Source organism: Martelella sp. FLE1502 (assembly GCF_053484255.1).
This window is the reverse complement of sequence record NZ_JBAKFQ010000020.1, coordinates 55,026-75,416: the sequence shown is the minus strand read 5'-3', so window position 1 is coordinate 75,416 and position 20,391 is coordinate 55,026. Positions and strand designations below refer to the sequence as shown.

15 protein-coding genes are annotated in these 20,391 nt (G+C 64.2%); 7 read left to right on the top strand and 8 right to left on the bottom strand.

From position 1 onward, the window contains the following. Window positions 1-79 precede the first annotated feature (79 nt). Complete coding sequence (locus V6767_RS16405; protein WP_448474453.1) at window positions 80-1,378, bottom strand: M16 family metallopeptidase; 1,299 nt, start codon at window positions 1,376-1,378, stop codon at window positions 80-82. Between the two features lie 28 nt (window positions 1,379-1,406). Continuing rightward, window positions 1,407-2,801, bottom strand: a complete 1,395-nt coding sequence (gene thrC / locus V6767_RS16400) for a threonine synthase (RefSeq protein WP_448474452.1) — start codon at window positions 2,799-2,801, stop codon at window positions 1,407-1,409. 179 nt (window positions 2,802-2,980) lie between these two features. Here thrC and V6767_RS16395 point away from each other — a divergent pair, with 179 nt between their 5' ends. Then, on the top strand, window positions 2,981-3,517 hold the full coding sequence (locus tag V6767_RS16395) for a hypothetical protein (RefSeq protein ID WP_448474451.1): 537 nt from the start codon (window positions 2,981-2,983) through the stop codon (window positions 3,515-3,517). Window positions 3,518-3,594: 77 nt separating this feature from the next. Here V6767_RS16395 and V6767_RS16390 read toward each other — a convergent pair whose 3' ends face one another. Beyond that, window positions 3,595-9,735, bottom strand: coding sequence for an apolipoprotein A-IV repeat region-like domain-containing protein (locus V6767_RS16390; protein ID WP_448474450.1), 6,141 nt, complete (start codon window positions 9,733-9,735; stop codon window positions 3,595-3,597). Between the two features lie 508 nt (window positions 9,736-10,243). Between V6767_RS16390 and V6767_RS16385 the strand changes: the two genes are divergently transcribed. From V6767_RS16385 to folK, 4 genes are all read left to right on the top strand, one after another. After that, on the top strand, window positions 10,244-10,564 hold the full coding sequence (locus V6767_RS16385) for a 2Fe-2S iron-sulfur cluster-binding protein (RefSeq protein WP_026173774.1): 321 nt from the start codon (window positions 10,244-10,246) through the stop codon (window positions 10,562-10,564). A gap of 182 nt (window positions 10,565-10,746) precedes the next feature. Next, complete coding sequence (gene folP / locus V6767_RS16380) at window positions 10,747-11,619, top strand: dihydropteroate synthase (RefSeq protein ID WP_448474449.1); 873 nt, start codon at window positions 10,747-10,749, stop codon at window positions 11,617-11,619. Next, entirely contained in the window at window positions 11,616-11,984 is a 369-nt protein-coding gene (folB, locus tag V6767_RS16375; RefSeq protein WP_448474448.1) for a dihydroneopterin aldolase, read from the top strand. The genes folP and folB overlap by 4 nt, the downstream gene beginning before the upstream one ends. Beyond that, window positions 11,974-12,486, top strand: coding sequence for a 2-amino-4-hydroxy-6-hydroxymethyldihydropteridine diphosphokinase (folK, locus tag V6767_RS16370; RefSeq protein ID WP_448474447.1), 513 nt, complete (start codon window positions 11,974-11,976; stop codon window positions 12,484-12,486). Before folB ends, folK begins: the two co-directional genes overlap by 11 nt. A gap of 27 nt (window positions 12,487-12,513) precedes the next feature. Here the strand turns inward: folK and V6767_RS16365 are convergent, their stop codons facing one another. The 4 genes from V6767_RS16365 to V6767_RS16350 form a co-directional block, all read right to left on the bottom strand. Next, window positions 12,514-13,059: a hypothetical protein gene (locus tag V6767_RS16365; RefSeq protein ID WP_448474446.1), complete on the bottom strand. Its 546-nt coding sequence runs from the start codon at window positions 13,057-13,059 to the stop codon at window positions 12,514-12,516. Window positions 13,060-13,158: 99 nt separating this feature from the next. Next, window positions 13,159-14,220 (bottom strand): YcjF family protein, encoded by a 1,062-nt coding sequence (locus tag V6767_RS16360; protein WP_448474445.1) that lies wholly within the window; start codon window positions 14,218-14,220, stop codon window positions 13,159-13,161. Then, entirely contained in the window at window positions 14,217-15,695 is a 1,479-nt protein-coding gene (locus tag V6767_RS16355; protein WP_448474444.1) for a YcjX family protein, read from the bottom strand. Before V6767_RS16355 ends, V6767_RS16360 begins: the two co-directional genes overlap by 4 nt. 94 nt (window positions 15,696-15,789) lie before the next feature. Then, window positions 15,790-16,305 carry a SixA phosphatase family protein gene (locus V6767_RS16350; protein WP_448474443.1) on the bottom strand — a complete coding sequence of 172 codons (516 nt, stop codon included), beginning with the start codon at window positions 16,303-16,305 and terminating at the stop codon, window positions 15,790-15,792. 355 nt (window positions 16,306-16,660) lie between these two features. Between V6767_RS16350 and dksA the strand changes: the two genes are divergently transcribed. Beyond that, on the top strand, window positions 16,661-17,080 hold the full coding sequence (gene dksA / locus V6767_RS16345) for an RNA polymerase-binding protein DksA (RefSeq protein WP_448429861.1): 420 nt from the start codon (window positions 16,661-16,663) through the stop codon (window positions 17,078-17,080). A gap of 73 nt (window positions 17,081-17,153) precedes the next feature. Here the strand turns inward: dksA and V6767_RS16340 are convergent, their stop codons facing one another. Continuing rightward, window positions 17,154-17,510: a flagellar biosynthetic protein FliO gene (locus V6767_RS16340; RefSeq protein WP_448467041.1), complete on the bottom strand. Its 357-nt coding sequence runs from the start codon at window positions 17,508-17,510 to the stop codon at window positions 17,154-17,156. 275 nt (window positions 17,511-17,785) lie between these two features. Between V6767_RS16340 and cckA the strand changes: the two genes are divergently transcribed. Next, window positions 17,786-20,380: a cell cycle histidine kinase CckA gene (gene cckA, locus V6767_RS16335; RefSeq protein WP_448474442.1), complete on the top strand. Its 2,595-nt coding sequence runs from the start codon at window positions 17,786-17,788 to the stop codon at window positions 20,378-20,380. The last annotated feature ends 11 nt before the right edge of the window (window positions 20,381-20,391 follow it).

Below are 20,391 nucleotides of genomic sequence, written 5' to 3'. Positions count from 1 at the left end.
CGCGCGCGCGGGACGGCCCCGTGGCGCAGCCGAAGGCGGGGCGGCTTTGACGGCGCGACGGGCAGCGTGCCCGTCTGGTCTACCCGGCAGCATTCACCGCCTGCTTGTGGTTGAAGCTGAGGCTGCCGGCGATGTCTTCGATCCCGCCAAGCTGGTCCAGCGGCCCGATGGCCGATAGCGTCGGCGGCGCGTCGTAGAAGGAGCGGCCGGCAAGGTCCGTCAGACGGCGCGGCGTGATGTTTTCGATGCGCAGCATCATTTCCTCGTTGGGGATCGGCCGGCCCCAGAGCATCACCTGGCGGGCGATCTGTCCGGCGCGGGCGGCCGCGCTCTCCTGGCCCATCAGAAGCTGGGCCCTGATCTGCTGGCGCGCCCGCTCGATCTCGCTTTCATCGAAATGATCGGCCGCGCGCTGCAGCTCGTTCACGATGACGGGCATCAGCTCGGGCAATTGCTCGCCGCCGGTAGCCGCGTGGACGGCGAACACGCCTGAGTCGGAAAAGCCCCAGTGGAAGGCATAGACCGAGTAGCAAAGCCCCCTGATCTCACGCACCTCCTGAAACAGGCGCGACGACATGCCGCCGCCAAGGATATTGGCGAGGATCTGCGAGCAGTAGAAATCCTGCGCGTGATAGGCCGGACCCTCGAAGCCGAGAATGATCTGCGCATCGGAAAGCGAGCGGGTTTCACGCACTTCTCCGCCGGTATAGATCGCTGCTTCCATCTGCGGCGGCGTTTCGGGTTTGCGCGGAAGGGATGCAAAGCGCTCCTCCACCATCCGGGCAAAGGACTGATGGTCGACTGCGCCGGTGGCGACGATGAAGATGCGGTCGGTGGTGTAGTTGCGGGCGAGATAGCGGCGGATATCGTCCGGCGTGAACGCCATCACGGTCTCCGGCGTGCCGAGGATCGGCCGGCCGATGGTCTGGTCGCGAAAGGCCGCGCCCGCGAAATTGTCGAACACGACATCGTCGGGAATGTCGTTGGCGGCGCCGATCTCCTGCATGATCACGTTTTTCTCGCGCGCCAGCTCCTCCTCATCGAAGGCGGAGCCGGTGAGGATATCGGCGAGGATATCGACGGCGAGCGGAACGTGATCCTTCAGAACGCGCGCATAGTAGGACGTGGTCTCGGTGGATGTCGCGGCATTGACCTCGCCGCCGACATTTTCGATCTCCTCCGCGATCTGGCGGGCGGTGCGGCGCTTGGTGCCCTTGAAAGCCATGTGTTCCAGAAGGTGGGCGATGCCATGCTCATTTATGAGTTCATTGCGCGAACCAGACTTGATCCAGGTTCCGATCGCAACGCTTTCGATATGCGGCATGTTCTGGGTAACGACGGTCAACCCGGAGGAAAGCCGGGTGTACTCTACGGTCATGCGGTCCTGCTTTCGTTTTGGTCAGTGCTCAACCTTTTTGGATGCCTGAACGAATATAGGCCTCGATGGCATCCAGGTCGGGAGAGAGGACACTGAAACGCTCCTCCTTGTCCATCAGACCAGCAAGCCATGCGGGAAGCGCCGGGTCAATACCGCTTGCCGATTTTACTGCGTCCGGGAACTTGGCGGGATGGGCGGTCGACAGCACCACCATCGGATTCTCCCTGCGCTCAAGCTTCCTGGCGACGGCGACGGCAACTGCGGTGTGGGGATCGATCAGCACGCCGGTGTCCTTCAGCGAGCGCGCGATCTCGGCGGCAGCTTCTGCCTGATCAGTCTTGCCGGCGGCAAACAGGGCGCGGATTTCGGCGAGCGTCTTCTCCTCGATATCGAACGCGCCGGATTGCTTCAGCCCGGCCATGGCGCGGCGCACATAGGTGCTGTCGCGGCCGCTCGCCTCGAACAGAAGGCGTTCGAAATTGGACGAGATCTGGATATCCATTGACGGCGAGGTGGTGGCCTCGACGCCGCGCATCTCATAGCGTCCGGTCTCCAGCGCGCGGGCGAGGATGTCGTTTTCATTGGTGGCGATCACCAGCCGGCCGACGGGAAGCCCCATCTTCATCGCGACATAGCCGGCGAAGATATCGCCGAAATTGCCGGTCGGCACGGTGAAGTCGATTTCGCGGTCGGGCGCGCCGAGCGCGATGCCGGCGGTGAAATAATAGACCACCTGCGCCATGATCCGCGCCCAGTTGATCGAGTTGACGCCGGAAAGCTTCACCTCGTCGCGGAACACGCCATCGGCGAACATCGCTTTCACGAGGTTCTGGCAGTCGTCGAAATGCCCCTCGACGGCGATCGCGTGGACATTGTCGGCGCCGAGCGTGGTCATCTGCCGTTGCTGCACCGGCGACACCTTGCCGTGGGGAAACAGGATGAAGATGTCGGTGCGGGTGCTTGCCGAAAACGCATCGATCGCAGCGCCGCCGGTATCGCCAGAGGTAGCCCCGACGATCGTGGCGCGCTGGCCGCGTTTTGCCAGCACGTGATCCATCAGCCGGGCCAGCAACTGCATGGCAACGTCCTTGAAGGCGAGGGTCGAGCCGTGGAAAAGCTCCAGCGTGAACCGGTTCGCGCCGCTCTGAACCACCGGCACGACCGCCTCGTGGCGGAAGGTGGCGTAGGCGTCGTCGATCATTGCCTTCAGCTCGTCATCGGCGATCTCGCCATCGATGAACGGCTTGATGATCGTGAAGGCGATTTCCTGGTAGGTCTTGCCGCGCAGCGCGCGGATACTATCGGTCGGCAGGAACGGCCATTCGCGCGGCAGATAGAGCCCGCCATCCTTCGCGAGGCCGGCCAGAACCGCATCTGAAAAACCGAGGACGGGCGCCTCGCCACGGGTAGAAATATAGTCCACGCAAAGCCCCTTTGTGCTTGCCAGAGTATCGAAATTGTCTAGCTTGTGGCAGGCTTTACCTGTTAAGACCGTTCTAATGGAGACGAGGGGGCGGTCGACCAGACAATCTGTGTTGGCGCTGATATAAAGCAAAGCCCGAGTGCTTGAAAAGCCCTTGAGAGAGGAAAGGAAGTTTCGCCGTGTCATTTCGCACTACCCGCCGCGTGGCAGCTGTTCTTGCAATTTCGGGACTGGCGGCCTGCTCGACGGCCCAGCCCGAGCCGGAGCCCGCGCCCGCCCGCCCGGTTACCCCGGGCATCAACCTGACCGCCTTGACGAAGCTCTGCCCGAAGGTGATGCTCGATGACGAGGTTGCTTTCAAACGCGTTTATTCGCCGGCCAATTCCGAGGCACCCGAAAATCTTGCCTACCAGGTCTCGCTCGGCGAATTCAGCCGCACCTGCGCGGCCGCGCCCGGCGGCAACCAGCTGCTCGAGACAATCTCGATCGCCGGCCGCCTCGTCGGCGGCCCGAAGGCAAAGTCCGGCACCTATCAGGTCCCGGTCCGCGTCGAGGTGGTCGATGGCGATGTCGCGCTTTACGATCAGGTGATCCAGCAGGAAGTGACGCTGCCCGCCGAAGGCATGTCGACCCAGTTCCTGTTCCGCGCCGACAACCTGCCGGTGCCCGCCACGGCCGGCCCGAACACCGCCGTCAGGGTCGGCATCGCCCGCTGAGCGGTCTGCATCCTTTAGCATCGGAACAATAAAAAAGGCGGCTCCGGGGCCGCCTTTTTCGCGTCTTGGCTTTCGCCTTATCGCAGCCTTCCGGCCGCGTGGGCGAGCATGGTGTAGACCTTGCCGGTGTCAGACGTCAGGTAGGACTGGACCACGCCGCGATCGCGGTTGTTGTGCATCACGTCCGACAGAAGCTTCTCGAAATCGGCGATATAACGGTCGACGGAGGTGCGGAATTCGCGGTCGCCTTCATAGCGCGTCTTGATCTCGTCGAAGGTGCGCTGGCCCTTCAGCGTGTAGAGACGGCGAGAGAAGATATCGCGTTCGCCCTGCTGGTACCGGTGCCAGAGATCGGCGGCGGTGTCGTGGTCGATGGCGCTGGCGATATCGACCGAGAGCGCGTTCAGCGTCTCGGCGGCCGGGCGGCGCTCGGTGGGCTTGCGGCTCTGGCCGGCTTCCTCGCGGGCGGCGGCGCGCAGCAGATCGCTGATCCAGCCTTCGCCGCCGGGAGCGCTGGACGCCGCCGAGCGGGTCACCGCCTGACGGGCGGGCTGCGCGGGGGCGGCCGTGGCCTTGGTTTCGAAGCTGCCGAGACTGCGTTCGCCGGAAGCGTTGCCGGCAGGCGATGCCGAAAACGGCGGCAGGCTTTCGCTGCTGCGCGGCGCTGTGGCAGGCGCGGATGCCTGCTGGCGCGCGACCGGCTGCGAAAGCTGGTTGCGCGAGGTGGATACCAGCGTGGAGATATCCTGCAGCGCGCGGATCTGGTCCTCGACCGCCTTGCGCATGGCCTGCGCGCTTTCGCGGGCCTCTTCGGGCATGTCGTGGATGCCGCGCTTGACGGCGGCGCGGGTGTCGTCCAGCTCGGCGCGGATGGCGGCGGCTGCCTGTTCGATCTCGCGGGTCGCGCCGGAGAAGCGCTTGGCGGCGTCTTCGACCGAGCCGCGCATGGTCTCGCCCACGCGCTGCGACATCGTCTCGGCTTCGCGGCCGGTCTGGTCCATGGTCGAGGCGATCATGGCGGCGACCGCCTTCAGGCCACGCTCGATTTCCTGCGAACGCTCGGCAAGTCCGTTCGACAGCAGGCCGAGAGCCTCCTGGCGCTCGGTGAGCGTATTGGCGAGATTGGACTGCGCGGAGCTGATCAGGTTCGAGGCGCGGTCCAGAATGCCGGCATGGCTTTCGATCTTCTCGACCAGTTCGCGCACTGCGGCAAGCGAGTTGGACGCGCTACCGTCGAGCGCATCGACCTTGTTGCCGAGCATGGCGCCGGCCTCGGACATCGAGGCTGCGGAACGTTCCGCGGTTTCGGTGATGCGGTTTGCGGTCGTGTTGAGGTTCCGGTCGACGGAAGACAGGCTGTCGGCCGCCTCGTTGACGACGCCGGCGAGCAACTGGTGGCTCTGGCCGAGATGGCGCACCAGCGCCTCGACATTGCCGGCCAGCGCATTGCTGTCATCGCGAAGCTGACGGCTGGTCTCGTCGGCGGCCTGGCGGATTTCCTCCGCCGCGATCCGGCCGGTTTCGGCGTAACGCGCGATCAGCGGCTGCGCCTTTTCGTCGATCAGGGCATTGAGCTCGGCGGTGCGACCGGCCAGCATCGAGTTGAGGTCGCGCGAGCGTTCGTCGAGCGCGGTGCCGACGGCCTCGCCGCGGGCTGCAAGCGCCCGGTCGGCTGCGCCGAGGATTTCCTGCAGCGATGCAATCTGCGAACCGAGATTGTCGCGCAGTTCGGCGGCCCGTTCGGTCATAGTCCGCTCGGTTTCGCCCATCGACTGCGAGATCGCGCCGGCGGCTTCGGTGATGCCGGCATTCATCCGCTCGCTGCGCTGGGCAAGCAGGTTTTCGGCATCGCTCATCGTGCTTTGGATCGTTGCGATCTGGTTGTCGATCCGCGCGCTGGTGGCCGACAGGATCTCGCTGATGCGGGCGCTGTTTTCCGATGCGTTTTCGCTTGCCGCGTTGCTCTGCTCGGCAAGCGCCTGCTGCAGTTCACGGGCGCGTTCGAAGATGGCGTTGGCGGAAAGCTCCATGCCTTCGCGGGCCGAAGCGACGGAGTTCGTCACCTGCTCGGTGAAGGCGCTGCCGCTGGCTTCGAGCTTCTGACGCGCCTCTTCGGCATTGCGGGTCATGTTGCCGGCGGCCTCGGCGACGGTGTCGCGCAGGCGGCCCGCCAGCTCGCCGGCGCGGCGATCCATCGTGCTGTTGAGATTGCCGATGCCGTGATCGAGCGCCTGTTCCAGCCTACCGAAGCGTTCCTCGATCTGGCCATGGCCCTGTCCGAGCGTCTCGGAAATCCGGCCGTGGCTCTGTTCCAGGGAATCGGACAGCCGGCCCTCAGCCTGTTCCAGGGTCTCGGATATTCTTCCGTGGCCCTGTCCAAGCGTATCCGAGAGACGGCCCTCAGCCTGTTCAAGGCTCTCGGATATCCGGCCATGCCCCTGTTCCAGCGTCTCGCTGATCCGGTTGTGGCGCGCGTCCAAGGCCTCGCCAAGGCGGTCGGCCGCGGAGGAGGAGGCGGCCTCGATGCCGCGCGCCTTTTCGTCCAGCATGCTGTTCAGCCGCTCGTCGAACTGCGCGCCGATCAGCGAGAAGGTGTTTTCATGCGTCAGCAGCGTCTCGTGGAGCCGTTCCGAAACGGTCTCGCCGGCCTGTTCCAGGCGCTTGCCATTGGCTTCCAGCGCACCGGAGATGCGCTCGTGAAGCGCATCGGCGGAGGCATTGAGCTGGCTGCTCGCGTCATTGGCGGTGCGCTCGAAGGCCGAGCGCTGTTCGGCGAAGGTGTTTTCGAATTTGGCGCGCGCCTCGTCGGAGGAGCGTTCGATCGCGCTGACGTGGTTGGTGAGCGCGTCGTCGAGACGGCGTCCGGTTTCCTCGGCAAGCCCCTCGATCCGGAACGCGCCTTTCTCCACGGCGTCGCCATGGCGGGCGAGCGTCTCGTTCAGCACGCCGAAGGAGGTTTCCACCCGGTCGGTCATGGTTTCGGCCGAGCGGGTGATGAGCCCGGCGGCGGTCGAGACCTTTTCGGCGATCGCGCCCGCCGAACCGCGCAGGCGGCCTTCGAGCGCGGTGCCGGCCTTGTCGATGGTGTCCTGCAGGGCTTCGCGCCGGCCTTCCAGCGTCATTTCCAGGAGGCTGGTGGAGGCGGCGATCGATGCCGAGATATTGGTGGTCTGGTCGGTAAGCGTCTCATTGACCTGCGCGCTTGCCTGGTCGAAGGCGCGCTGAATCTCGCCCGCATTGCTGCGCAGGGCGTCTTCGAGCTGGGTCTGGCCCTCGCGATAGGCATCGCGAATACCGGCTTCGCGGGCCGCGAAGGTTTCCGCGATGCGGCTGTCGATCTCGTTGATGCGGCCGTCAAGCGCGTTGGCTTCGTTGGTAATGGTCGCCTGCAGTCGGCTTGCGACGCCCTCATAAGCGCCGGCGAGCTGGCTTTGGCCGGACTCAAGCGCCGCGGCAAGGCGTGCGGAATTCGATTCGATGGTCTGGCCGAAGGTTTCCTCGCCGGTGGAAAGCGTGGTCGCCAGCATGATGGCGTGCTCGTTGAAGCGCTCGTCGAGCCGGCTGGCGGCCTCGGTGAGCGTTTTCGCGATGCTGCTTTCGCCATCGCCCAGACCCTGGGTGAGGCGGTCGAACTGCTGGTCGATCCGTTCCGAAGCACCCGAAATGGCCGAGGAAATGCCGGTCTCGCCGGCGCTGATCCGGTCGCTGAAGCGCTCGAACTGGCTGCCGATCTCGCCGGTCGCCTGTTCCAGCGCCTGGCCAAGGCGTCCCTGACCGGCGCCAAGGGTCTCCTCAAGCCGTGTGGAATGGGTGTCCAGCGTCTGGGCGAAGGATTCCTCGCTTGCCGAAAGCGCCGTGGTGAGCATGATTGTGCGGTCGTTCAGCGTGTCGCTCAGCCGCTCGGAGGCGGCGTTGAGCGATGCGGCAATGCCGTTCTCGCTGTCGCCGATCTGGGCGTTGAAGCGGGTGAGGCGTTCTTCCAGTTTTTCGGCCGCGGTGTTGAGCGTGCCGTCGAGCTGCTCCTGGCTGAGGCGGATGGTATCGCCGAACTTTTCGGCCTGGTTTTCGAGGGTGAGGCCGAAGGTTGCCTCGCTTGCCGAAAGCGTCGCGGCAAGGTCCATCTGATGTTCGTCGAGCTGCTCCTTGAGCCGGCTCGAGGCGTTTTCCAGCGTCGCGGCGATGCCGCTCTCGCTGTCGCCCACCTGGGTATTGAAGCGTTCGAGCTGGGCATCGAGCCGTTCCGAAACGCCCGAAAGCGTGCCGCTCAGGCGTTCGCTGCCCGCGCGCATGCTTTCCTCGACGCGCGCCGAATGGGAATCGAGCGTCTGGGCAAGGCTCTCCTCGCTCATCGAAAGCGTGGTGGTCAGCATGATCGCCTGCTCGTTCATGCGGTCGCCGAGCCGTTCGGCGGCATCGCTGAGCGAGGCGGCGATGCTGGCTTCTCCGCCGGCAAGCTGCTGGTTGAGGCGGGCGATATTGCCTTCCAGGCGGTTGCCGGCTTCATCGAAGGTCTGGCCGAGACGCTCATGCTCGGCGCTGATCTTGCTGCCAAGCTCGCGGCTGCGGTTTTCAAGCGTCTGGTCGAGCGCCTCGACATTGGCCGACAGGCTGGCGGCGAGCGCCTGCGTTTCGTCGCTCATGCGCTCCTGAAGGCGCTCGGATGCGCTCTCCAGCATGTTGCCGATGGTGGATTCGCCCTCGGCCAGCGAACGCGAAACGCGCTCCACGCCGCCATTGAGACGATCCTCCAGAGCATTGCCGCTGGCTTCGAGCGCGCCGGTGAAATTTTCCAGGCGGCTGTCGATATTGCTGCCAAGCCGGGTCAGCGTGGCTTCCAGCCGCTGATCGACATACTGGCTGCGTTCGTCGAACCGGCTTGCCGCTTCCTCGTTGGCCTCGTTGAGCTTCTGGGTAAAGCGGGCCTCGGTCTCGGTGATGGTATCCGTCAGCCCGCCGACGACGCGTTCCAGCGCCGCGTTCATTGCGGTTTCGCTGCTCTCGGCAACGTCGCGGAGCTTGGCGGTGCGCTCCGACAGGATTTCGTCAAGCTTGGCGCCGCGTTCGCTGAGCGTTGCCGTCAGGCGCTCGGTATCCTCGTTCAGCGCGGTCGCGCTGGTGTGGAAATCGCCGATAAGCTTGCGGCCGCGCTCGTCGAAGCGGTTGGAAAGGTCGTTGAAGCGGTCGTCGAACAGTTCGCTCAACTGGCCATAGCTGCGATCGAAGGATTCGCGCAGTGTGGTCGAGCGTTCTTCCAGCAGGTCGCCAAGCGATTGGGCCGCGCGGCTTGTGCTTTCCGTGAGCGTCGCGGCGCGGGTTTCGAGCATCTTGGCAACGCCGTCGCCGGCGGTTCCGACCGTCTGGGTGAGTTCCTCCATAACCTGGGCGATGTCGGATTTCATCTGGTCGTTGGTGCCCAGAAGCGACGTGCGGATGCGGGCGGCATGATTGACCACGGCCTCGCGCTCCGCCGTCAGCTCCTGCACCAGATTGCGGATCCGCATTTCGTTTTCGGCATAGCTGCGCTCGAGCGCGTTGACTTCGGAGTGGACGAGGTTTTCCAGTTCCGAGGCGCGTGCGATGGTGCGCTCGATGCCTTCGTTCATGGCATAGACTTCGCGCCGCACCGCCTGGCTGACATTGCGCACCTGCTGGGCGGCGTTCTCATCCGGGTCGGAAAGCTTGAGCGCGACCTCGGCCATCGAGCGGGCGGCCTCCTGCATGTCGCGGGCGCGGGCGAGCATCAGGTTGAAGGCGTAGAACACGAAGATCGGCGCGACCGTCAGGGCCGCGGCAAGGCCGATGCCGTCGATCGAAAGAATATCGGCGAAGGAGCGGGCGCGGAAGATTTCCGAGCCGAAGGCGACCATGGTGCCGCCAATGCCGAGCGCCAGCCAGCCGGCGGCCATAATGGTGGAATTACGCAGCGCCTTGACGGTCGAGGAGCGCTCGAACGCGCGCAGCACGCGCTGGGTCGAGACGATGCCGGGGTCGTTCGCGGGGCGGAATTCGGGCGATTTCGGCCGGGCGGCGGTGGCGCGCGAAGAAGCTGGCGCAGCGGACTGCTTGCGCTGCGAGGGCGCGCGCAGCCGCGGGGCCTTCTTCTGCGCCGCGTCGGCTTCACCGGAAGTGTCGTCGCTCGCCACATCGGATGCAAGCGCGTCCTCCAGTGCGTGGAGTGCCTGATCGTCGAGCGAAGAGCCGCCAGTTTGGTTCGCCATAATACGCCTCGCAACACACGGGCGGTCTCGCATCAAGGCGAAAGCCGGCCCGATTACTCTATTTCAATCCCGAACCACACAGCCTTTGCGGCCTGTCTGGCGCGGTACACATTTCCTGAAACAGCGTTCAGATGCCTTTTCGAACGGGACCTTTTACATGTGCTAAAGGCCTGTAAACTCGGGCAAATGTCTTCTATTTCAAAGGATTATCCCAGCTTTTCATCGCACATTCGCCAGACACGTACAACATCGTGAAAGTCTCCCTCCCGAAGCTCCCCGCGATCGATCGCGCAAGAGCCGGTTTTGCGGCGGCAAAAACCGATCAAATTCCGATATTTAGCAAATATTAACCATAATGCGCCTTTTCTGAGGCTTTCGCAAAACCAAAACGCGGGGCCTTCAAGCCGGCCCAGCGCCATCCCATATGGTCAAGGGCGATATTGACTGCCCCGTTCATATGCCGCAATTAGCGCTGAACGACCCTCCCGAAAAGACCAAGGCCCGGCAAATGCTCAAACTGAAATTCATCGGCAATGACGATACGGTATATGACCTCGAGGTACAGGACGGATCGACCGTGATGGAAAACGCGGTTCGCAACGGCGTGCCCGGCATCGAGGCGGAATGCGGCGGGGCCTGTGCCTGCGCCACCTGTCACGTCTATGTCGACGAGGCCTGGACCGAAAAGGTCGGCGAACCCGAGCCGATGGAAGAAGACATGCTCGATTTCGCGGTCGACGTACGCGCCAATTCGCGGCTTTCCTGTCAGATCACCATGTCCGCCGAACTCGACGGCCTGACGGTGCGGGTGCCCGACAGCCAGGGCTGAGGCGCGCGCAGCAGGGGCAATGACGGCTTTCCGGGTGGACGCGCGGAAGGCCCGGATGTATGCGGGTCGTCACGGCTTCCCGTCCTTCGTCGTGACGCCGCGCGCGTCATCTTTCTGTCTTGCCGCATGTTCGGGAGCCTTGCCTGGTTTTGCCTGACTGCCAATTGCCCTGGAGGAACATCATGAACGAGGCGTCCGCCAGCATGTTTCAGCCGCGACAGCTTGAATGCGCGCACGGGCGCTCGCTCACGCTCGGGCCGCGCGGCGTGCTGATGGCGATCGTCAATGTGACGCCCGATTCCTTTTCCGATGGCGGACAGTTCGAAAGCGTCGAGGCCGCTGTCGACTTTGGCCTTCGGGCGGCGGAGGAGGGGGCGGCGATCCTCGATATCGGCGGTCAGTCGACCCGACCGGGTGCCGCCGACGTGACGCCGGCCGAGGAGCAGGACCGCGTGCTGCCGGTGATCGAGGCGCTGGCGGCGCGAACCGAGACGCTGATCTCGATCGATACCTACCACGCCGAGACCGCCAGGCTTGCGGTGGCGGCGGGCGCGCATATCGTCAACGACATTTCCGGCGGCACGGCGGAGCCGGAGATTCTGTCCGTCACGGCCCGAAGCGGTGCGGCCTATTGCCTGATGCATACCAGCCGCAGGCCGGACACGCTTTCCGATCCGATGGCCGATCAATTCGCCTTTCTCGAACAAGCGCTTCGTGCGGCGCGCGCGGCTGGGATCGCCGACGACCGGCTGATCATCGATCCCGGTTTCGGCTTCGGCAAGGACAGCGACGACAATCTCGAAATCATGGCGCATCTGGAGCGGCTGAACGAACTTCGCCTGCCGCTTCTGATCGGCACCTCGCGCAAGCGGTTTGTCGCCGCCCTTGCCGGCGCGGATGACATTCTCGCGCGCGATTTCGCCACCGCCGCCACCACGGCGTTGCTGCGGCTTGCCGGCGGGGCGATATTCCGCGTGCACAATGTCGCGGCCAACCGGGCAGCGCTTGCCGCCGCCGATGCAATCATTTCCCGACGGTATGGAGACCGGTCATGAGCGGACGCTACACGATCACCATGAAGAACTGCGCTTTCTATGCCTATCACGGCGTGTTTGAGGAGGAGGAGCGCCAGGGGCAGCGGTACTTCGTCGACGTCATTATCGATGTTGACGATCCGAAAGCGCTTGCCGACGATTTCACCAACGCCGTCGATTACGGTAACCTCTACCCCGTTGTGGGGGCGGTGGTGACGGAGCGGCGCTTCCAGTTGATCGAGGCGCTTGCCGCCGCGATCGCCGAGGCGGTCGTGGCTTACCATCAGGCGATCACGCGCGTCGAAGTCGCGGTGCGCAAGCCCTCGGTGCCGATCCCGGGCATTCTCGATCATGTCGAGGCGAGGCTGGTGCGCGATGTCCGCTGAACCCGTCCGCGCTGCGCTCGGGCTCGGCGCCAATCTCGGCGATCCGGCGGCCGCCATGGCCCGCGCCTTGCGGATGCTCGATAGCGGGGAGGGCACAGCAGTTGTCGCCGTGTCGAAGCTCTACCGCACGCCGCCCTGGGGCCTTGTCGAGCAACCGCCCTTCATCAATTGCTGTGCGCTGGTCGAAACGTCACTGCCGCCGCAGGCGCTGATGCAGCGCTGCCTCGATATCGAGAAACAGTTGAAACGGGTGCGCGATGTCCGCTGGGGCCCGCGGCTGATCGATATCGATATTCTAACCTATGGCAGCGAGAGGCTGGACGCGGAGACCGTGACCATCCCGCATCCGCGCATGCTGGAACGTGGCTTCGTGCTGATGCCGCTTGCCGAAATCGCGCCCGACCTTGCCGTCAACGGTCGCGCGGTGGCTGAATGGGCTTCCGAGGCCGATATGGCGGGCATTGTCGCGATCAGCGATGACGGGGCATGGTGGACGGTGTGAGCGCGCTCCGGTTTTCTGAGGACGCCGCTACTTGATCGCGCCGACGGTGAAGGGGTCGCCCTCGCGCTTCAGCGACAGGCCGATGACCGGGACGTAACGCGTGCCGCCCTTGATCAGAAGCGTGATGTTGAGGTCGTTCTCGCTCTGCATGCTGGTCACCAGCGCGCCCTCGACCTCCTTGCGTCTCAATGAAATTACCGCTTTCTGGTCTTCGATGCTGCCGCCAGTCACCGCCAGCCCGTCGCCGTCCTCGCCGTCGAGAAACTGGCCGCGATAGCTGTCGCCGTCGCGGATGAACACGGCGGTGATCGGGTGGGAGAACAGGCCGGCGCGGCATTTGCCGTCCAGCTTGAAGCCGCCTTCCTCGCCCGATACCGGAAGCCCGTCCAGCTCGCATTTGAAATGGGTGCCCTTCAGCTTGCCTTCGACGATCTTGCCGGGGCCTGTCCATTTGCCGGCGACCTGGCGGAAAAACGCGTCGTCATCGCTTTCGGCAATGGCGCTTGCCGGAAGCGTCGCCGCGAGGGCCGCGATCAGCAGGGCGGAGCGAAGGATGCGGAAAGTAGGGGCCATCGATTGTTCCGGTTACGCAAGACATCAGTTCGGTAGCCAATCATGACGGCGAATGGTTAAGCTTTGGTTTTCGCACAATCTATGCTTGCGCGTCGTCGGTTATGGGTTGGACAGGTCGCGCTTTTCGCCGGGCGCGAGATCGCCGATGAAATCGCCCATGCCGGGGCGTTTCAAGGCATAGAACGGCATCGGGCGGCAGAGATCCATGGCGGCGATGCCGATGCGTGCGGTCATCAGCCCGTTGATCATGCCCTCGCCGAAGCGGGCGGAAAGCTTGGAGGCGAGGCCATGGCCGAGCACCTGCTGGATCAGGCTGTCGCCGACGGCGATCGACCCGGTGACCGCCAGATGCGAGAGCACATCTCGGATCAACCGGAACATGCCGACGGAGCCGGGGCGGCCGCCATAAAGCTCCGCCATGTTGCGGATCAGGCGGATCGATTCGTAGAAGACGTAGAGAAGATCGACGGCGGCGCGCGGGCTGATGGCGGTGACCACCGATACGCGCTTGGAGGCGTTGAGGATCAGCGCGCGGGCCTTGAGGTCCAGCGGCGCCAGCATCTCGCGTTCGCAGAACTCCACAAGCTGCGGGGCGTCGACGACATCCTCGTCAAGCTCTGCCAGCCGCTGGCGGCCGCGCGCGGTCTCGGCCTTGCCGGCAAGCAGCGTCGAAAGCTCGCGGGCGGCGGTGCGGGCGCTTGCGGCATCGCTGCTTGCATGGGCGTCGGCCATTTTCAGCTTGATATGCTGGATCGCGCCAAGCCGCATGATCGCGATGATCTCGCGCGCGGCGACCACCAGCGCCGCCGCGACGCCCACCACGACAGCGCCGAGCGCCAGCCAGCCGAGCCAGGGCGCACGGGCAAACAGCGAGCGCACCAGATCGTCGATCCAGAGCCCGATCGCCAGCGACAGCAGGATGCCGAAGGCGATGCCGGCAAGCTTGGAAAACGAGAAGCCGCGCTTCTTCATGGTCGCGACCGGCGGTTCCATCTCGTCCGCCGCAATCGTCTCCGCGTCGTTCAGGAACGGGTCGTCCTCATCGGGCGTCACCGGCGGCGGATCGAAATGGCGGGGCGGGCGGCGCGGCTCGTCGCCCTTGCGCGCGGATTTTTCCTCGATATCGAATACCGCCGGGCGGCGCGTGTGGTCGGGGCTCATGCCAGTCTGTCTCCGATCAGAAACTGCAATGCCCGGTCGAGGCGGATATGCGGGATCGAAACGCCGCCTTCGCTGGCCTCGATGTCGATTTCGGGCGGGCGGAACCGCACGGCATTGATATCGGCAAGGCTTTCCGGCACGTCGCCGCCGCGCTTCAGCATTCGGAAAAACGCCTCCGGATTGGCCGGCAGGTCGCCGGGGAAGATCGCGGTTTTTCGAATTCCGTCAAAGGTTTCCGCGCCGATCTTCTCGCCTTTTATCGGCGTTCCGACGATGACCGGCAGAACCTGCGAGCCGGATTCGACCGTCGCTTCCCGGGTCGCGCGGACGGAGGCGATCGCCATCACGTCAATGCCTGCGCCGGAAATGCCGATGGTCTTGATCGCGTCATTGACCAGCCGGCGGGTCAGCTTCTCCAGCCGGTCATGGCTTTCGTGGTGAAGATGGTCGGCCTTGGTGGCTGCGATCAGCACCCGGTCGATCCGCCGCCGCGCAAGCGAGGAGAGCCAGGAATTGCGACCCGGACGGAAGCAGGACAGCACCTCGGACAGCGCGCGCTCCAGATCGGCGATCGCCTCCGGCCCGCGGCTCAGCGCCTGCAGCGTGTCGACCAGCACGACCTGGCGGTCGAGGCGGGCGAAATGGTTGCGGAAGAACGGTTTTACGACGACGGATTTATAGGCCTCGAAGCGCCGCTCCATCTGGGCGGCAAGCGAGCCGCGCTTGAATTTTTCCTCGCTAAGACCCGGCAGCGGCGCGAAGGTGAGGGCGGGCGAACCTTCCAGATCGCCCGGCATCAGGAAGCGGCCGGGCGGCAGGGTGGAAAGCGAATGCTCGTCGGCGCGGCAGGCGGTCAGATAGGCCGAGAAGCTTTCATGCAGCGCCTTCAGGGTCTTCTCGTCGGCCGGCGCGTCATAGTCGAGAGAGCCGGCGAGCTCCATCCAGTCCTTCGCGAGCGCCGCCCGCGCGGGGCTTGCGGCGCGCGCCTCGGTCTCGCGGCTGAAGGCGCGGAAATCCTGGCCGAGCAGCGGCAGATCGAGCAGCCATTCGCCAGGATAATCAACGATATCGATGGAAATCCTGCCGCGGGAAAACATCCGGTTCCAGCGCCGTGCGCTCTCATAGTGCAGGGTCAGGCGCAGTTCGGACACCGCGCGGGTCGAATCGGGCCAGATGCGTTCGTCCACCAGCCGGTCGATATGGGTTTCGTAGTCGAAGCGGGGGACCTGGTCGTCGGGCTGCTCTTCCAGCCTGATATCGGAGATGCGCCCCGAACGCATCGCCTCGAAGAAGGGCAGGCGGCCATTGTGCAGCAGGTTATGAACCAGCGAGGCGATGAACACTGTCTTGCCGGCCCGCGACAGGCCGGTGACGCCGAGCCTCAGCGTCGGCTGAACAAGGTCGGAGGCGCGATCCGTGATGTTGTCGAGCGTAAGTCTGGCATTGTCGCCCAGCGACGTATGGATCGGCATCAAGATCGGCTTCCTTTCATGGGTCTACCCGCAATATAGGGAGGCCGGCGCGCGGATCAAAGCGCCGTTGTGAACGGGAGCGCGCGCGTCCAATAGCTCAATTCGGCGCCAGGAAGGCGGTGATGTTCCATTGCGGGGTTTCGGCGCCCGCGCCATCGCCCGCGTGGTCGAGCACCGCCATGCCTGCGGTGGGAAAGCCGTAGGGGCAGGCTCTGTTGAAGGCTTCGGGGCCCACCAGCATCAGCAGCGTTTCCTCTATGCCGGGATTGTGGCCGCAGATCAGCACGGACTTGGCGTCGGCATTCTCGGCCAGCGCCTCGAGATAGGTCACGGGCGCGGCCTGATAGAAATCGTCGAGGAACCGGCATTCCGGCGCGCGGCCGAGCGTGCGATAGGCGGCGTCCGCCGTCTGCCGGCAGCGCATCGCGGAAGACGACAGGATCAGGCCCGGCACGTAGCCGCTCTGCTTCATCCGCTCGGCAAGTTCGGCCGCGTCATCGACGCCGCGCTTCGACAGTGGCCGGTCGTAATCGCGCATGGTCGGCTCGGGCCAGACCGCCTGAGCATGGCGCAGAAGATAGATCCGGTCGGGGTGCGGGTTGATGGTCGACATTCTCAATCTCGAAGCGGCGTGAAGCGGTATCGAACGCGCGGTGGCTGCGCTGACATTCAAAAATCGACCATGTCTTTACCATGATTTTTTCACAAGGCCTCACGCTTTTTTGCCGGCTTTGTTCGATGCTTCCCGAGCCTCGAAAATCCATTCAAATGCAGCCCTTGAGAGCGATATTCATCGGACCTGCAACGCAAGCGTGATTTTGAACGGCATTGTGACAGTAAGGCCGTTCTTCAGGCAGGGCCTATTTTTTCAACAGTTTTTTACATGCCCAAATATGAAGCAGAGGCTTGAATTTTCGTATTTGTTTGGGATATACACCGCCCGTGGGGTGTTGTTCAGGAGAATGGCTTTGAACAAGAACATTGATCTTAGTAGCTATGTTCTCTCCGATAACGAAGAGTTCATGAATCCCAACCAGCGGGCCTATTTTCGCGCAAAACTGATCGCCTGGAAAAACGATATTCTGCGGGAAGCACGCGAAACGCTCGAACATCTGGCCGCCGAAAGCGCCAACCATCCCGATCTCGCAGACCGGGCCTCTTCCGAAACCGACCGTTCCATCGAATTGCGGGCACGCGATCGTCAGCGCAAGCTGATCTCGAAGATCGACGCCGCGCTGCGCCGTATCGACGACGGAACCTATGGTTATTGCGAGGAGACGGGTGAGCCGATCGGTCTCAAGCGGCTCGATGCGCGACCAATCGCAACCCTGTCGATCGAGGCGCAGGAGCGCCACGAGCGACGCGAAAAAGTCTACCGCGACGAATAGCATGACACATCAAAAGGCCGCGCCAGAGGACGCGGCCTTTTGATTCTCATGGCTGTTTGCGCTGGTTGCCGAATCACCTTGGCTCGGTGGGCGCGGCCGCGGGCTTGGCGGCGGCCTCTTCGGCCGAAGGCGCGCGGCGCGTGCCGATGGGCGCCGGTATGCGGGTTTCCAGCAGGATATCGTTCGGACCGCCGATCATCACGAGATGTTCCACATTGTCGCGCCGGATCAGCACCACCCGGCGGCGCGCGTCGACGGCTGCGGCATCGACCACGAAAAGCCTGGGCTTACGGTTCTTGCCGCCCCTTATGAAGGGCGATGGCGGTCGCAGATGCATCAGGACCCAGATCGCGACAATGACCACGATGATCACGCCGATCGCTATCAGCGGTATATCGAAAATCATGCTGCCGAAACCGAGGTCGCCCATTGTCTGCCTTTCACTGCCTTTACCAGTTTGCGCATTGCCTGCGCATCCGCGCGCCAATCTAGCATGGCTTACGGATTGAAATCGCGCCTTTTTTGGCAATATCACCAGAACGAAGCAAGGCATGGGCGCAACCGGGTCTGATCGGGGCGGAAACCGGGCGGCAATACCGAAATTTAAGCATTTGTCGCTATATATGCTAGCAGAACTGGCCGATCCTGTTGCATCGGGCACCAACGATGTTTCGCGGCGCGGGCCGGACGGATGACGAGGTTTCAATGACATCAGGGCAAAAGGACGACACGGCGAAAGAGACCACCGTCAGGCACGGCTTCGGCGCCGGCATCATCTCCCGGCTGGCCCTGGTGCTTCTCATCCTGGCGACGATCGTCGTGCTTGCCTATCAGTATCGCGGCTATCTGCCGGAAGATCTCCTGCTGGCGATCCTCGGCCTGTTTGCCGTGCTCGGCGTGTTTTTCGTGCTGGCCGCGCTCACTGGCCTCGCGGAGTTGTTCCCGACGGGACGCCAGAATCACTTCGCCCGGCCGTTTCTCGACCAGTATCCCGAAGCCGTCGTGATCACCGATCACCGCAACCGGCTGGTCTATGCCAATGCGGCCTATGGCCGGCTGACGGGCGCGGCCGAGCCGGCGACGCTTGACACCCTGCTTTCGGAGGAGCCGGAGAGTTCGGAAGTGCTTTATCGCCTCAGCCAGGCGGTGCGCGCCGGGCGCGACGGGCAGGAGGAGTTCCGCCTCGTCAAGCCGCTTGCGAACGGGGAGGGCCCGCGCTGGTATCGCCTGCGCGCCCGCTTCTTCCCCGTCACCGACAGCCGTGCCACGACGCGCAATTTCCACATCTGGCAGATTTCCGACATCACCGAGGAGCGTCAGGAGCAGGAACGCTATTTCCGCGAATTGCAGAAGGCGATCGACTATCTCGACCACGCCCCGGTCGGCTTCGTGGCGGCCGATAGCGACGGCAAGGTCAGCTATATGAACGCCACGCTCGCCGGCTGGCTCGGCGTCGATCTTGCCGCCTTCGTGCCGGGCAGGCTGAAATTCTCCGATCTGGCGACCGGCGAGGGCATGGCGCTTCTGACCGCACTCGATCCCGAACCCGGCGCACGCGTCAGCGAAAGGATCGAGGCGAACCTGAAGCTTGCGTCAGGACAGACCATGCCTGTCGTGATGCTCCACGAGGCCGTTGGCGGGCGCGAGGGCAGGGCGGGCGACAGCCGCACCGTGATCGTCAGGCGCGAGGCCGACGAGCGCGCGGGCGATGCCGCACCCGGCCGGTTCTTCGACGATACGCCGATGGCGATCGCCACCGTTGACCGCGACGGCAGGCTGCTCACCACCAATACCCGCTTTCTGACCATGTTCGCCGATCTCGTGCGGCGCGAGGATATCGGCACGGGTACGCGCGCGGGCGGGCTGATCGATGCCAATGACCGGCCGCGGCTGGACGAGGCGCTGGCGGCGGCAGCGGCGGGCCAGAGCGATATCGCCCCCTTCGAGGCGCGTCACTTCAGCGACGACAGCCGCCATTTCCGGTTCTTCGTCCACGGCGCCAGCGGCTCCGCGCCGGATGCGCAGGCGCTTCTCTATGTGATCGAAATCAGCGAGCAGAAATCGCTGGAGGCGCAGATGGCGCGCACCCAGAAGCTCAACGCGGTCGGCACGCTTGCCGGCGGCATTGCCCATGATTTCAACAATGTGCTGACCGCGATCCTGCTTTCGGCCGATCATCTCCTGCTGCAATCGCGCGCCTCCGATCCGGAGTTCGCCGATCTTGTCGAGATCAAACGCAATGCCAACCGCGCCTCGGGGCTCGTGCGGCAATTGCTGGCCTTCTCGCGCCAGCAGACCATGCGGCCGGAAGTGGTCGATCTCAACGATGTCATCGGCGACAACCGGATGATGATCGAGCGCCTGACCGGTGGCTCGGATGTGCGCCTCACCACCGATTTCGCCCGCAATCTGTGGCCGGTGAAGACCGATCCCGGCCAGTTCGGCCAGGTGATCACCAATCTCTCTGTCAACGCCCGCGATGCCATGCCCGATGGCGGCACGCTGACGGTGACGACCCGCAACGTGCCGGCGGCAGACGTCGCGAGCCTCGGCCTGCGCGAGGTGCCGGAGAAGGACTTCGTGATGGTCGAGGTCGCCGATACCGGCACGGGCATTCCGCCGGAAGTGCTGGACAAGATCTTCGAGCCGTTCTTCACCACCAAGGATGTCGGCAAGGGCACCGGCCTTGGCCTTGCCATGGTCTATGGCATCGTCACCCAGTCGGGCGGCTTCCTGCATGCGGTCTCCGAGGTCGGCAAGGGCACGCGCTTCATCATCCTGCTGCCGCGCCACGTGCGCGCCGCCGGCGAGAAGGACATGGCGGAGGCGCCCAAGGACCACAAGGGCAAGCCGATCGCCGCCGCCTTCGGCGAGGGCAATGAGAGCGACAACGAGGCCCCGCGCGAGGAGGATATGGACCTCACCGGCCAGTCCGCCGTGGTGCTGCTGGTGGAAGACGAGGACGCGGTGCGCCGCTCCGGCAAGCGCATGCTGGAAATGCGCGGCTTCACCGTCTACGAGGCCGATACCGGCGTCCACGCCCTGAAGGTGCTGGAAAAGCTCGAAGGCGCTGTCGATATCGTCGTGTCCGACGTGGTGATGCCGGAAATGGACGGCCCGACGCTTCTGCGCGAGGCCCGCCGCATCTACCCCGACCTCAAATTCATCTTCGTCTCCGGCTACGCCGACGACGCCTTCGCCAAAAACCTCCCCGAAGACGCCAAATTCGGGTTCCTGCCGAAGCCGTATAATCTGAAGCAGCTGGTGGCGGCCGTGTGGGAGATGATCCGGGAGGGGTGAGGTTTTTTGCG